The organism is Gellertiella sp. DMC107 (genome assembly GCF_056313605.1).
On the sequence record NZ_JBQUZZ010000004.1, the window covers coordinates 188914 to 203128 of the forward strand.

Below are 14215 nucleotides of genomic sequence, written 5' to 3' on the forward strand. Positions count from 1 at the left end.
GGCGTGACACCCGCATGCCGCGCGTGTGACGCGACGGCTACAATTTGACCAAGACCCGGTGACACCGTCGACGGGAAACCTGGCGTTTCAGGCCGCAAGCCCCTTCTTGACCAGCATGGCTTCCGCGCTCGGCATCTTGCCGCGGAAAGCCCGGTAGGTTTCCTCCGGATCGATGGAACCGCCGACGGAATAGACATGATCCGCAAGCCGCTTGGCCATGTCGGGATTGAAGACGTCTCCGGTTTCCTGAAACGCGGAGAAGGCATCCGCGTCCAGCACTTCCGACCACATGTAGGAATAGTAACCGGCGGAATAGCCATCCCCGGCAAAGACATGCTGGAAGTGGGGCGATGCGTGACGCATGGTGATGGAATGCGGCAGACCGATCTGGCTCAGAACGGCTGCCTGTACGGCCATCGGGTCTTTGGGCGGTTCCATCGTATGAAAGGCCATGTCGACCAAAGCAGAGGCCGTGAACTCGACCGTGGCAAAGCCGGAATTGAACGTCCGGGCAGAGAGCACCTTGTCCAGCAGCGCCTGGGGCATGGGTTCGCCGGTTTTTTCATGCAACGCATAGCGCGACAGGATTTCGGGAACCGTCAGCCAGTGTTCATAGAGCTGCGAGGGGAGCTCCACGAAATCCCGCGACACGGACGTTCCAGAAACGGAAGGATAGCGCACGTTGGACAGCATGCCATGCAAGGCATGACCGAACTCATGGAACAGGGTGCGGGCGTCGTCGAGCGAAAGAAGGGCCGGCTGGCCTTCCGCAGGCTTGGCGAAATTGCAGACATTGTAGATGATCGGGATCTCGCCATCGGCACCGCTGGCAAGGCGCATCCGGTGCTGAGACTGGAAAGCGCTCATCCACGCGCCGGAGCGTTTCGAGGCGCGCGCAAAGTAATCCCCGAGGAAAAGGGCCTTCAGTTTGCCGGATGCGTCGTGGATCTCGAAGGTCCGGACATCGGGGTGATAGGCTTCTATCCCCTTCACTTCGCGTGCAGAAATGCCGAACAGCCGGTGGGCGACATCGAAGCAGGCTTCGATGATCCGCTCCAGCTGAAGATAGGGCTTCAGCTCCGCCTCGGAAAAATTGAAGCGCTCGGCTCGCAGTTTCTCCGCATAGTAACGCCAGTCCCACGGCATGATCGGATGGTTTTGGCCCTCCCGTCGGGAAAGCGCCTCAAGGTCGGCCTCTTCCTCTTTCGCCCGGGCGACAGCCTTTTCCCAAACCTGCCTCAGCAGCCCGTTTACCGCACCGGGTGTCTTCGCCATCGTATCGTCGAGCTTCAGCGCGGCATAGTTTTCGTAGCCCAGAAGGCGGGCCTTCTCCGCGCGCAATGCCAGCATTTCGGTCATCAAAGGCCGATTGTCCGTTTCGCCGGATTGTTCGCCGCGCGCCACCCAGGCCTTGAAGGCCTGCTCGCGCAGGGCACGATGGGGGCAAAATGTCAGGAAGGGTTCGATGATGGACCGCGAAAGGGTCACCGCATGTTTGCCCTCTTCTCCCCTTTCGGTTGCCGCTCCCTGCATCGCTCCCAGAAGGAAATCAGGCAGGCCCCTCAGATCATCGCTCTTGTCGAGAAAAAGGCACCAGCTCTTCTCATCCGAAAGCACATTCTGCCCGAACCGTGCACCGAGCCCGGCAAGCTTTTCGTTGATGTCGGCAAGGCGCTCCTGCTGGGGGCCGGGGAGTTTGGCGCCGGATTTCACAAATCCCTTCCAGTGTCGTTCCAGCACGCGGCGCTGCTCTTTATCCAGCCCGAGGCTGTCCCGCTGTTCCCAGAGGGCATCAATCCGGGCAAAAAGCGCCGCATTCATGCCGATCCGCGAATAATGGCGGGACATCAGCGGCGCAATCTCCCGCTCATGTGCCTGGATATCGCTATTGGTATGAGCGCCAGCCCGATTCCAGAAAAGTGAAGACACCCGGGACAGACTGTCGCCAGCCACTTCGAGCGCCTCAATCGTGTTGCCGAAAGTCGGGGCATCCGCCTGGCTGGCAATCGCTTCGATTTCGGTATCATGCGCTGAGAAGGCTGCGTCGAAGGCCGGCTTGAAGTCAGCAATCGCGATCTTGTCAAAACGCGGAAGTCCGTGAAGGCCGGACCAAACGAAAATTTCCCTGTTCACGCTTTCGGACACGCCGATCATCCTTCCTGCCTGTGATTCCTGTCCCTTTATAAGGGTCAAGACCGCGCTTTCCTATGCCCGGACTTGGGATGCCGGGACCGTTCAGCGTCGGTCTTTCGGGCCAGCCGAACCTGAATTGGCTGGAAGGGACCTTGCCAGCCGATCTGCGGCGTGCAGGGTGGTTGACCAAAAGTCTTTCCGACCCAGATTGGCCTCGTGACCCCGCAACACGCAAGACAGACCATGCCTCAATCCTCCATGACCGAAAAGCGCACGAGTCTGATCGGTGCGCTGCTGACGGCGCTCGGCCCAATCGCAATGGCGATGTATACACCCACCATGCCCCGGCTGGTGGAGGTCTTCTCCACGACCGAATCCGCCATCAAGATGAGCCTGTCCCTCTATTTCGCCGGTTTCGCGATCGCCCAGCTGGTCGGAGGGCCTCTCTCCGATGCCATCGGCCGACGCAAGGCCACGCTGCTTTTTCTGGCAATCTTCATCTCCGGCAGCATCATCGCCGCTTTCGCCGGCAGTATCGGCCTGCTGCTGGCGGGCCGTCTGGTGCAAGGCATCGGGGCCTCTATCGGGGCAGCGGTCGCGCGCGCCATCGTGCGGGATCAGTTTACCGGCCAGGAGGCTGCCCGGATCATGAACACGATCGGGATCATGCTGGCCATCGGCCCCGCGCTTGCCCCGACGCTGGGCGGTTTGCTGCTGGCAAGCTTCGGCTGGCAGTCGGTCTTTCTGGCACTGTTGGCCTTCGGCGTGATCGCAGCCCTGACGGTCTTCTTTCTCCTGAAGGAGACCGCCAGACCCGATCCCACGCTCGCCCGGCCGGACCGGCTTGCCCGCGCCTATGGGCGGCTGCTTCTCGATATCCGCTTCGCCTCCGGATCGCTTGTCCTGATGGGAACGATCGGGGCGCTTTACGCCCAATCGACCATGCTACCCTTTATCCTGATCCGGATGGTGGGGCTTAGCCCGACCCAGTTCGGCATTGGAATGCTCGCACAAACGGGATCCTATTTCCTTGGATCGGTCGCCTTGCGGTTCGCCGCGCCGCGTCTCGGCGGCCATGGTTCGGCCCTGCTAGGGCTCTGCTTCACGCTGGCAGGGGCCTGCGCCATGCTGGTATCCACCCATTTCATGACACCGGATTATCTGACCATCATGGTTCCGGTTGCGCTCTGCACCTTCGGCCTCGCCATGATCAGCCCCCATGTGGTGACGGCAACCCTGGCTCCCTTCCCGGAAGTAGCAGGCTCCGCATCTGCGCTGATGGGCTTCATCCAGATGGGCGGAGGTTTTGTCGCAGGCTCGCTCGCAGCCTGGATCGGCACCCCGCTGCAAGCCTTTGGTCTCATCATTCCCGCCATGGAGCTGCTGGCGGTCGCCAATTATGCGCTCCTTGTCCTCGTCAGCCGCAGCCGGGGTTCGAAGAGCTTTGGTTGACCATCGGCCACCCATGAAAAAGCCACCCGTCCGGGGGACGGGTGGCTTACAAAAACCGGGTGAAGGTTATCAGCCCTTGCGGTTGCGCTTGCCCAGCGTGCGAAGACGCAGGGCATTCAGCTTGATGAAGCCGGCCGCATCCTTCTGGTCATAGGCACCCTGGTCGTCTTCGAAGGTCACGAGCGCATCCGAATAGAGCGACTTTTCGCTTTCGCGGCCAACCACCATGACATTGCCCTTGTAGAGCTTGAGCGTCACTTCACCTTCCACATGTTCCTGGCTCTTGTCGATGAGGGCCTGCAGCATTTCACGCTCGGGCGAGTACCAGAAGCCGTAATAAATCAGTTCGGCATATTTCGGCATCAGCTCATCCTTCAGGTGAGCGGCGCCCCGGTCCAGGGTGATCGACTCGATCGCCCGATGGGCGGCAAGCAGGATGGTGCCGCCGGGCGTTTCATAGACGCCGCGCGACTTCATGCCCACAAAGCGGTTTTCGACGAGATCGATGCGGCCGATGCCGTTATCGCGACCGTAATCATTGAGCTTTGCGAGAAGGGTTGCCGGGCTCATCCGCACGCCATTGATCGAAACCGCATCGCCCCGCTCGAAGCCGATCTTGATGACGGTTGCCTGGTCGGGAGCGGCTTCCGGAGAGATGGTGCGCATATGCACATATTCCGGAGCTTCGACGGCAGGGTTTTCCAGAACCTTGCCTTCGGAGGACGAGTGCAGCAAGTTTGCATCGACCGAGAAGGGCGCTTCGCCCTTTTTGTCCTTGGCTACGGGAATCTGGTGCTTCTCGGCGAAATCGAGCAGGTCGGTGCGGCTCTTGAACGACCAGTCCCGCCAGGGTGCGATGATCTTGATATCGGGGTTCAGCGCATAGGCGGAAAGCTCGAAGCGAACCTGGTCGTTCCCCTTGCCGGTAGCTCCATGCGCGATGGCGTCGGCGCCGGTCTTTGCAGCGATGTCGATCAGATGCTTGGAGATCAGCGGACGGGCAATGGAGGTGCCCAGCAGATAAACGCCTTCATAAACGGCATTGGCGCGGAACATCGGGAAGACGAAATCCCGCACGAACTCCTCGCGAACGTCCTCGATGTAGATTTCCTTGATGCCAAGCATCTCGGCCTTCTTGCGTGCGGGCTCGAGCTCTTCGCCCTGCCCCAGATCGGCGGTAAAGGTCACGACCTCGGCGCCCAGCTCCGTCTGGAGCCACTTCAGGATGATCGAGGTGTCGAGACCGCCGGAATAGGCCAGAACGACCTTCTTGACTTGCTTGTGCGATGCCATGGTGAGGATCCGTATACAGGGGGACGGATGGACCGCCCGTTGCCAAATTTCGGCGGCACTTTTAGCGAGATTGCGGGAAGGCGCAAGTGCGGAATGGTCACGCCTGACGTTTGACAGGTCGGCATCGGACCCCATAATTCCCCTGATGTCCCTCAGGAGGAGTTCCATGCCCTATTCCGCAATCCGTCCCGGCCATACCGCTGTCGTCACCGGCGCCGCGTCCGGCATTGGCCTGGCTGCAGCCCGATCCTTCGCCCGGTCCGGCATGAAAGTGGTCCTGGCCGATATTTCCGAGGCACAGCTGGAGCAGGCCCGCATGCTCGTCGCTGCGGACGCCGGAACGGATGACGACGTCCTGGCCGTAAAGACCGACGTCGCCAGCCTGGCCTCCGTGGAGGGTCTCCGCGACACGGTTCATGCCCGTTTCGGCAAGGTTCACGTGCTGATGAACAATGCAGGCATCCAACCCGGCAGCAGCCTTTTCGGGCCGCAGGATGGGTGGGATCGGGTTCTCGGCGTCAATCTCATGGGCGTGATCAACGGAAGCCGCGCCTTCGGCCCGTCGATGCTTGCGCATGGTGAGCCCGGAATGATCATCAACACGGGGTCGAAACAGGGCATCACCACGCCCCCGGGCGACCCGGCCTATAATGTGTCAAAGGCAGGCGTAAAGGCTTTTACCGAAGCCCTGGAACACGACTTGCGCAATCGCGAGGGCGCGACCCTGTCGGCGCACCTGCTGATTCCGGGCTTTGTCTACACGCCGCTCACCGCCAATGGGCGCACGGAAAAGCCGGCGGGCGCGTGGACACCCGAACAAACCGTGGATTTCATGCTGGAAAGCCTGGCACGGGGTGATTTTTACATACTTTGTCCGGACAACGAGGTCAGCCGCCCGCTGGATGAGAAGCGTATATACTGGGCCGCGCATGATATCATCGAGAACCGGCCACCCCTTTCTCGCTGGCATAAGGATCATGCCGACAGTTTCACGGCCTTTCTGAAGAGATGAAGGGACAATAGAAGCGCTTTACAGACCGGCGGGAATGTGGGACCAGTCGCGGAAATCTCCCTTCAGGTGTGCCATGGAATTCATCCCGTCCCTTGCAACGCTTCTGACCTTCTCCGCAGCCTCCGCGCTTCTCGCCGCAACGCCGGGGCCGGACATGACGCTCTCCATCGGCCGGGCCCTGAAGGATGGGCGCGGCGCCGGACTTGCCGTCATCGCAGGCACCAATGTGGGGCTCATCGTTCATACCTGCCTGGTGGCTTTCGGTCTTTCGGCGCTGATCGTCGCGTCACCGCTGGCTTTTACCATCCTGAAGACGGGGGGAGCGGGCTATCTCGCCTGGCTGGCCATCCAGGCCGTTCGCAAGGGATCCAACTTCGTCATCGCCGATATGAGCCGGCCGAAGGAGACCCTCACCTCGGCAGCACTGAACGGTTTCTGGGTCAATTTGCTGAACCCGAAGATCATCATTTTCTTCATGACCTTCCTGCCGCAGTTCATCAGCGCCGATGATCCCCACGTGACCGGAAAGCTGCTCTTCCTGGGCCTCTGGTTCATCGTCGTATCCCTGCCGATCGTCATCGGCATCGTTCTGGCGGCAGACAGGCTCTCCGCCTGGCTGACGGGAAACCGCAAGGTCCTGCGCGCCATCGACTATACGTTCGCCGGTGTCTTCTCCCTTTTCGCCGTCAAGATCCTGATGACCCACAGCCGTTAAGACGGCCTGTCGGCGCGGGATTTACTCGTCGTCCTCGCCGTGGCCGGCAATCATCATGGCTTCGAAGGCCATGCGCTCGGTCTTCTTCATCCGCTCGGATTCGGATTTCAGCTGGCCGCAAGCCGCCAGGATATCCCGCCCCCGCGGTGTGCGGATCGGCGAGGCATAGCCGGCATTATTGATGAAATCGGCAAACTTTTCGATCTGCTCCCAGTCGGAGCACTGATAGTTCGTGCCCGGCCACGGATTGAAAGGAATGAGATTGATTTTCGCGGGTACGCCCTTGAGCAACTGAACCAGCCCCTTGGCGTCTTCCAGACTGTCGTTGATGTCCTTCAGCATGACATATTCGAACGTGATCCGACGGGCATTAGAAAGACCGGGATAGGCCCGGCAGGCCTCGATCAGTTCCTTGAGGGGGTACTTCTTGTTGATCGGCACGAGGATGTCGCGCAGGTCATCGCGCACCGCATGGAGCGAAATCGCCAGCATCACACCGATTTCCTCACCGGTGCGATAGATTTCCGGCACCACGCCGGAGGTAGAAAGCGTGATACGACGCTTGGACAGGGAAAGCCCGTCTCCGTCGGAGGCAATCAGGAGCGCCTTTTTGACCGCCTCGAAATTATAAAGCGGCTCGCCCATCCCCATCATGACGATATTGGTGATCTTGCGCCCTTCGGCCGGCACCATCGCCCCCACCGGCGTATCCCGATCCGGGAAATCGCCGAGCCGGTCCCTGGCCAGCAGAAGCTGGGAAAGAATTTCCTCCGCCGTCAGATTGCGGACCAGTTTCTGCGTCCCCGTATGGCAGAAGGAACAGGTAAGCGTGCACCCGACCTGGCTTGAGATGCACAGCGTCCCGCGACCCTCTTCGGGAATGTAGACCGTCTCCACCTCGACGGGCCGTCCTGCGCCGCGAGGCGGATAGCGCAACAGCCATTTCCGGGTGCCGTCATTGGAAATCTGTTCCTCGACGATCTCCGGGCGGCCGATGGAAAAATTCTCCCGCAACATGCTGCGCATGTCCTTCGCCACATTCGTCATCTGGTCGAAGTCCGAAATGCCGCGAACATAGAGCCAGTGCCAGATCTGGCTGACGCGCATCTTGATCTGCCGCTCCGGAATACCGCGCTCCCTCAGGGCCTCGGCCATGTCTTCGCGAGTCATGCCGATCAACGTCGGCAAGGGGCTGTAGGCCGCCCGTCCGGAGAGGGTTGCGGGCGAAAACGTCCCGGTCTGGATATCGGTCACGGTCATCTGCTTTTTCCAAGAAACTGCGGTCCGCCAGGGGGACCAACGTGTATCCTCGGGGGCGTCATCCGCTCGAGGACAAGGGCTTTGCCCTGATTTCGAGGGGCTTTAGCATCAAAATTGGCCTGCGTCATCCCCGCTGGCTCACAGGCATGAAAAAAGGCCGGTTGCCCGGCCTTTCAGGAGGGAATGCCTTGACGGCTTACTTGCAGCTTTCGATCTGCTTCAGCGCTGCGGAAATACCCTGCAGGGAATAGGCGTAGCTGGTCGGCGTGCCCTTTCGGGACTGGGCGCTGACCGTCATGGCCTTGCCCGTCTTCATCGCCATGACCAGAGCCGGCTCTTCTGCCGCATTTTCCACCCAGGCAGCCTTGTCCTTGGTAAACATCACGAAGGTCTTGTTGTCGATCTGGACATTCACCTTGGATCCTTCCTTCAGCGTATAGCCCATCATTGCCTGCGGCTCGTAGGAGATGTTCTGGCCGGGGCGCTGGGAAACGATGAAGAAAACTTCCCCATGGTCCACATTGGCGGGCTCCTTCGCGGTCGGCACCGAAAGCACGTAGCACACCGTTCCACCGTTCGACTTGTAGGAATAGGCACCCCACGCCTTGAACTGCTGGATGCGGGTCGGCGCCTGTGCAAAGGCTACGCCTGCGCTGGCCAGGACGAGGGTGAGAGCAGTTGCGAGACGTTTTACAGACATGATTTCCTGCCGGTTACGGGGCCACCCTCGCGCAAAGCCGCACGGGGAGCCGAAACTATGAGCCGATTCCATTTAATTAGACTTAATTCACCTTAACAAAACGTGAACCCGCACGCGACTTTCCGTTAAAGCGTCTCGAAAGAAGCCAGAAAGCCTGTCCTGTCGCCACGTCCGGATAGGGCTGGAACATACGTCGACATTCTCAAGCCAATGAATGGGGCAAGAGTTGGGCTCACAGCCCGGAAGGTTCGGTCTGATCGGCGAGCGCCCGGTCGGCCGAGGCGTAGTGATCCTCACGCATATGGCCACGGACCATGGCGATCGCCGTGGTCAGCACGGCCAGGTCATCGCTAAATCCGATCACCGTGAAAATATCGGGAATGGCATCGAACGGGAGGATGAAATAGGCAAGCGCCGCAAGAAGGATTCCCTTAACCCGGCGCGGCGTTGCCGGATCCGTCGCGCAGTAATAGGCCGCGACGGCATCGCGCGCGAAGGGAATATGCCGGGCGGACTTCTTCAGAACCGTCCAGAATTTCCGCCGCACCGTCTTTTCCCGGCGGCCGATCGTCTCGTCATCGCCCGGAAGAAGAATTTCGCCATATTTGATGTCGTCCATGGGACTGGGCACCTTCTGTGACTATCCGCAGGCAGATATGGTGCTTCAGGGTGGTTTTTGCAAATCCGGAAAGATGATTCCGCGGGCGGGGGAGCCAGATCAGATCCCGCGCTTGGCTGCGGCGCGGTTCATCATCACCGCCATATGCACATCGAAATCGGTAATGCTGCCCGTCGCATGGGTCGTCAGCAGCACATCCACTTTCCCATAGACATTCGACCATTCGGGATGATGGTTGATCTTCTCCGCGAGAAGAGCCGCTTCCGTCATGAAGCTGAAGGCATCGGCAAAATTCTTGAACTGGTAGGCCCGCTTCAGGGCGCGGCCATTCTCGGTCAGCGACCAGCCGGGCAGGCTCTCCAGCGCCGCCTGAATGGCCGGAAGATCGAGCATGGCATATTCAGGCGTGCGGGAACGGGGAACGGTCATGGATGCAGGGTCGCCTCCGGTGTCGGCGTGTGAGAGACCTCCCGCAACGAGAAGACTTCTTCGGTGATGTAGGGTCCCCCGCCCACCGACTCGCGTGATGAGAGAAGCACGAAACGGGAAACGGTAAAGGCCGCCGTCAGAAAATTGCTGCGCTCCTGAAGGTAGTGCACGACATCGTCGACGCGGGAAGATTTCAACCGGGCGAGCGTCACATGCGGAGAAAACTTTCGAGGATCAGGCGGCAAGCCGATGCGCTGGCCGATGCGCTCGATTTCCGCCTGCAGCGCGTACATTTCCGGATTATGCGTCACACCGGCCCAGACCGAATGGGGTTTCTTGGAGCCGAACGATCCGGTTCCCATCAGGTTCAGCTGAAATTCGGGCCTGTCGATGCGGTCGAGCCGGTCCACGATCTCGTCAGCGGTGCGGCCATCCACATCACCGAAAAACCGCAGCGTGATATGGTAATTTTCCACATCGATCCAACGGGCACCGGGAAGACCACCGCGCAAAAGGGAGAGGCTGAGCGCCGCCTGGCGCGGGATTTCGAGGGCAGTGAACAGTCTCGGCATATCGAGGCCTCCCCGAATCTATACAGTACGCATGCAGCGAATCATGCATGGTGAGAGTGTGCAATCCCTACTTTGCGCGTGGCTTTAGGGATTGCACAAAGGATTTGACCGCCGGCAGAGTTTTTTCCACCATCCGCTCCACGCCCTTCTCGTTGGGATGCATGCCGTCGGAAAGCTTGAGCGTCGCATCCATCACGATCGCATCCAGAAAAAAGGGATACAGGGAAACCCCCTCATCCCTCGCAAGTTCCGGATAGATCGGGTTGAAGGCGGCTGCATAATCCTGGCCCATGTTGGGCGGTGCGAGCATGCCGAACAGGATCACCGCAATGCCGCGTTTTTTGAGTTGGCCGATCATGGCCTTGAGATTGCTGCGGGTTTCGGCTGGAGAAAGACCCCGCAAGGCATCGTTGGCGCCGAGTTCCAGCAAGACGGCGTCCGTATCATCAGGGACGGTCCATTCCAGCCGAGCCAGTCCATCGGCGCTTGTGTCGCCGGAAACAGCTCCGTTTTCGATCTGCAGGTCAATGCCTTCAGCCTTCAGCGCCGCTTCCAGCTTGGCGGGATAGGCATGATCGGCCGGCAATTCATAGCCAGCCATAAGACTGTCCCCGAAGGCCACTATTTTTAGCGTTTTTGCCGCACTCGGCTGAAACCCGGCGCATAACAACAACGTCATCAAACAAATTCGGATCACCGCTTTAAACTGCATGAAGACCACCTTACCTAGGCGAAGGTGCCAACAGGGCCCGCCTTCAGACACATATAGGACCGCTGCCGGATGAGTGAAACGATCATCGAACTCAAAAACGCGGATTTGACTCTGGGAAGGGATGCCGCACGGGTTCATGTCCTGAAATCGGTCAATCTGTCCCTGGAAAAAGGCAGTGCGGTGGGCATCGTCGGACCGTCAGGGTCGGGTAAGTCCACCCTGCTGATGGTCCTTGCGGGCCTGGAGCGCCTGGACAGCGGAACCCTCCACGTGGACGGTGCCGCCCTGCATGCCATGACGGAAGATGCGCTGGCGGCGTTTCGCGGGCGGAAAATCGGCATTGTCTTCCAGTCCTTTCATCTGATCCCCAACATGACGGCCCTGGAGAATGTGGCAGTGCCGCTGGAACTGGCGGGAGCCCCCGATGCCTTCGCGCGGGCTGCGGAGGAACTGGCTGCCGTCGGCCTTGGCGAACGCCTCCACCATTATCCCGGCCAGCTATCCGGCGGGGAACAGCAAAGGGTGGCCATTGCACGGGCACTGGCGCCGGAACCGACGCTTCTCATCGCGGACGAGCCCACGGGCAATCTCGATGGCGAAACGGGTAGCAGGATTGCCGATCTGCTGTTTTCCAAACAGAAGGAACGGGGCATGACCATGCTTCTGGTCACCCACGACCCGGCCCTCGCCGCGCGCTGTCAACGCCAGGTGCATATGCTCTCCGGCAAGATTCTTGCAGCAGAATCGGTTCTCGAGAGGGAACCGGCATGAGATCATCGGCCTGGTCTATGGGACTTGCGCTCCGTTTCGCCCTCAGGGAAATGCGCGGCGGACTTCGGGGCTTCCTCGTCTTCATCGCCTGCATAGCCCTTGGAACCGGAGCCATTGCCGCGATCAACTCCATTTCGGCCACGGTCAGCCGAACGATGGAAACCGAAGGCAGGCAGCTGTTGGCAGGCGACATTCGCTTCGAATTGACCAACCGCCAGACAAAGCCGGACGAACAGGACTGGCTGGTGAAGAACGGGACCCTGTCCCACAGCACCACGCTTCGCTCGATGGTGCGCAAGGCGGATGGCAGCGATCAAGCCTTGGCCGAGCTCAAGGCCGTCGATGACGCCTATCCCCTTTATGGCACCGTGAAGACGGAACCCTCGGGCGAGCTGGGGACCCTTCTGGCCAAGGATACCAAAGGGACGTTCGGTGCACTGGCGCAACAGGGCCTGCTCGACAGGCTTGCCATCAGGGTCGGCGATCAAGTCCTGCTCGGGAACATTCCGGTGCGAATATCCGCCCTGCTCGATAATGAGCCGGATGCGGTTTCTGAAGGTTTCGGCTTTGCCCCTCGCCTGCTTCTCTCGGACGAAGCTCTGAAGGAAACAGGCCTTGTACAGGTCGGAAGCTTGACCAAGGAGGCTTATCGTCTTCGTCTTCCTGCGGGCACCGATCCCGTTGCCCTTGCAAAAGCAGCGGACCGGGCCTTCCCCGACGCTGGCTGGTCGGTTCGCAACAGTCGCAATGCGGCCCCATCGCTGGCAGAGAACATCGACCGCTTCACCCAGTTTCTCACGCTCGTGGGATTGACCGCGCTGATTGTCGGCGGGGTCGGGATAGGCAATGCCGTCCGCGCCTATCTGGAGTCGCGCCACTCCACCATTGCCACCTTCAAATGCCTTGGCGCACCTGCGGGTCTCATATCCTCGATCTACTTCTTGCAGGTCATGCTTGTTTCCCTGATCGGGATCGGGATTGGACTGGCGATCGGGATTGCCGCGCCCGTCCTCGCCATGCCCTATCTGGAAACCATCCTCCCGGTAGACAGCAGTTTCCGCATCTTCCCCTCCGCTCTGGCCCTGGCAACCGGCTTTGGACTGATCACCACTGTTGCTTTCTCCATCCTGCCCCTCGGCGCGGCACGGCGCATCTCCGCCGTTACCCTGTTTCGGGATGGCGATGCGGCACCGGCAGGCTGGCCCGCATGGCGTGACCTGCTCTCGCTGGCAGCGGCCCTCGCGATCCTGGCTGCTTTGGCGATTTATACGGCCGCAGACCGTCGTATCGCCCTCAATGCCCTTGTCGCCATAGCCATCGGATTTGCGGCCCTGCGCCTTGTCGGGCGCGGGGTGCAGACCCTGGCGCGGCGGTTTCCGCGGGTTCGCTCCACCTCTCTGCGCATGGCAATCGCCAATATTCATCGGCCGGGGGCTCTGACCGGGCCGGTCGTCCTCTCTCTGGGTCTCGGTCTGGCGCTGCTGGTGGGGCTTTCGCTGATCGATGTCAATTTGCGCTCGCAGCTGACAGGCGCGCTTGCCCAGAAGGCGCCGAACTTTTTCTTTCTGGATATTCAATCCCGGGAGAAGGATGCCTTTGCATCGCTTCTCGCCGAAAAAGCGCCGGGTGGCGAAATCAACGCCGTTCCGATGCTTCGCGGTCGTATCGTTGCGCTCAACGGAACCGACGTCGCCAAGGTTGCAGTGGCGCCTGAGGGCAAATGGGTTCTGAACGGAGATCGCGGCGTGACCTACGCGGACGCCATCCCGAACAATGCCCGTTTACGGGAAGGCAGCTGGTGGCCCCGGGACTACAGCGGTGAGCCGCTGGTTTCCTTTTCCGCCGAAGAGGCAGGGCAGCTTGGGCTGAAGCGCGGCGATACCGTGACGGTCAACGTGCTCGGGCGCCCGGTCACCGCCCGCATCGCCAATCTGCGAACGGTGGAATGGGACCGGATGTCGATCAATTTCGTCATGGTCTTCTCGCCCAACACCCTCAAGGGTGCCCCCCATGCCTGGCTTGCGACGATTACCAAACCCAACATGACGGCTGTCGAAGAGCGTGAATTGATGCGGGAGGCCGCCGCTCGCTATCCCGCTGTCACTTCCATCAGGGTCAAGGATGCACTCGACACCGTCGCTGAGCTTACGGGCCGTCTGGCCAATGCCATTCGGGCAGCGGCGGCCATTGCGCTCGTCACCTCCATTCTCGTGCTGTCAGGCGCCCTTGCCGCGGGCAACCGGGCCCGGTTGCATGATGCGGTGGTGCTGAAGACGCTCGGTGCCACACGCGGAATGCTGATCAGGACCTATGTCCTGGAATATGGACTGCTCGGAGCTTCCACGGCTCTGTTCGCCGCCATGTCCGGAGGATTTTCGGCCTGGTATGTGGTCAGCCGCATCATGAAGCTGCCCTTTGCCATCGATGGCATCACGCTGGCGGCGACATTGGCCATCGGCCTCTGCATCACCGTGGGCATCGGCCTGGCCGGCACCTGGCGTATTCTGGGGCAGAGGGCCGCGCCGCATCTGCGAGAACTGTAGTCTT

13 protein-coding genes are annotated in these 14215 nt (G+C 60.5%); 5 read left to right on the forward strand and 8 right to left on the reverse strand.

The features are described from left to right. Nucleotides 1-87: 87 nt before the first annotated feature. Entirely contained in the window at nt 88-2145 is a 2058-nt protein-coding gene (locus tag ACT54B_RS14740) for a M3 family metallopeptidase (RefSeq protein WP_476045852.1), read from the reverse strand. Nucleotides 2146-2376: 231 nt separating this feature from the next. Between ACT54B_RS14740 and ACT54B_RS14745 the strand changes: the two genes are divergently transcribed. Then, nucleotides 2377-3585, forward strand: a complete 1209-nt coding sequence (locus ACT54B_RS14745) for a multidrug effflux MFS transporter (RefSeq protein WP_476045853.1) — start codon at nt 2377-2379, stop codon at nt 3583-3585. Between the two features lie 69 nt (nt 3586-3654). Here the strand turns inward: ACT54B_RS14745 and ACT54B_RS14750 are convergent, their stop codons facing one another. Beyond that, nucleotides 3655-4878, reverse strand: coding sequence for an argininosuccinate synthase (locus ACT54B_RS14750; RefSeq protein ID WP_476045855.1), 1224 nt, complete (start codon nt 4876-4878; stop codon nt 3655-3657). A 166-nt stretch (nt 4879-5044) separates the two neighbouring features. Between ACT54B_RS14750 and ACT54B_RS14755 the strand changes: the two genes are divergently transcribed. Next, a complete protein-coding gene (locus ACT54B_RS14755; protein WP_476045856.1) occupies nt 5045-5890 on the forward strand; it encodes an SDR family NAD(P)-dependent oxidoreductase in 846 nt (281 codons plus the stop codon). A gap of 73 nt (nt 5891-5963) precedes the next feature. Then, nucleotides 5964-6605, forward strand: a complete 642-nt coding sequence (locus tag ACT54B_RS14760; protein ID WP_476045857.1) for a LysE family translocator — start codon at nt 5964-5966, stop codon at nt 6603-6605. Nucleotides 6606-6626: 21 nt separating this feature from the next. On the opposite strand, the gene rlmN is transcribed toward ACT54B_RS14760, so the two are convergent. The 6 genes from rlmN to ACT54B_RS14790 all read right to left on the reverse strand — a co-directional run bounded on the left by rlmN (nt 6627) and on the right by ACT54B_RS14790 (nt 10864). Further along, nucleotides 6627-7865, reverse strand: a complete 1239-nt coding sequence (gene rlmN / locus ACT54B_RS14765) for a dual-specificity RNA methyltransferase RlmN (protein WP_476045859.1) — start codon at nt 7863-7865, stop codon at nt 6627-6629. 196 nt (nt 7866-8061) lie between these two features. Beyond that, nucleotides 8062-8565 (reverse strand): invasion associated locus B family protein, encoded by a 504-nt coding sequence (locus ACT54B_RS14770; protein ID WP_476045861.1) that lies wholly within the window; start codon nt 8563-8565, stop codon nt 8062-8064. Between the two features lie 232 nt (nt 8566-8797). Next, entirely contained in the window at nt 8798-9184 is a 387-nt protein-coding gene (locus tag ACT54B_RS14775; protein WP_476045862.1) for a YkvA family protein, read from the reverse strand. 99 nt (nt 9185-9283) lie between these two features. Next, nucleotides 9284-9613 (reverse strand): 4a-hydroxytetrahydrobiopterin dehydratase, encoded by a 330-nt coding sequence (locus ACT54B_RS14780; protein ID WP_476045863.1) that lies wholly within the window; start codon nt 9611-9613, stop codon nt 9284-9286. After that, nucleotides 9610-10185 (reverse strand): RNA 2',3'-cyclic phosphodiesterase, encoded by a 576-nt coding sequence (gene thpR / locus ACT54B_RS14785; protein WP_476045865.1) that lies wholly within the window; start codon nt 10183-10185, stop codon nt 9610-9612. The genes ACT54B_RS14780 and thpR overlap by 4 nt, the downstream gene beginning before the upstream one ends. A 67-nt stretch (nt 10186-10252) precedes the next feature. Then, on the reverse strand, nt 10253-10864 hold the full coding sequence (locus tag ACT54B_RS14790) for an arylesterase (RefSeq protein WP_476046226.1): 612 nt from the start codon (nt 10862-10864) through the stop codon (nt 10253-10255). 102 nt (nt 10865-10966) lie between these two features. Here ACT54B_RS14790 and ACT54B_RS14795 point away from each other — a divergent pair, with 102 nt between their 5' ends. Together ACT54B_RS14795 and ACT54B_RS14800 are read left to right on the forward strand one after the other, a co-directional pair. Further along, nucleotides 10967-11668 (forward strand): ABC transporter ATP-binding protein, encoded by a 702-nt coding sequence (locus ACT54B_RS14795; RefSeq protein WP_476045867.1) that lies wholly within the window; start codon nt 10967-10969, stop codon nt 11666-11668. Further along, complete coding sequence (locus ACT54B_RS14800; protein ID WP_476045868.1) at nt 11665-14211, forward strand: ABC transporter permease; 2547 nt, start codon at nt 11665-11667, stop codon at nt 14209-14211. Before ACT54B_RS14795 ends, ACT54B_RS14800 begins: the two co-directional genes overlap by 4 nt. Nucleotides 14212-14215 lie beyond the last annotated feature (4 nt).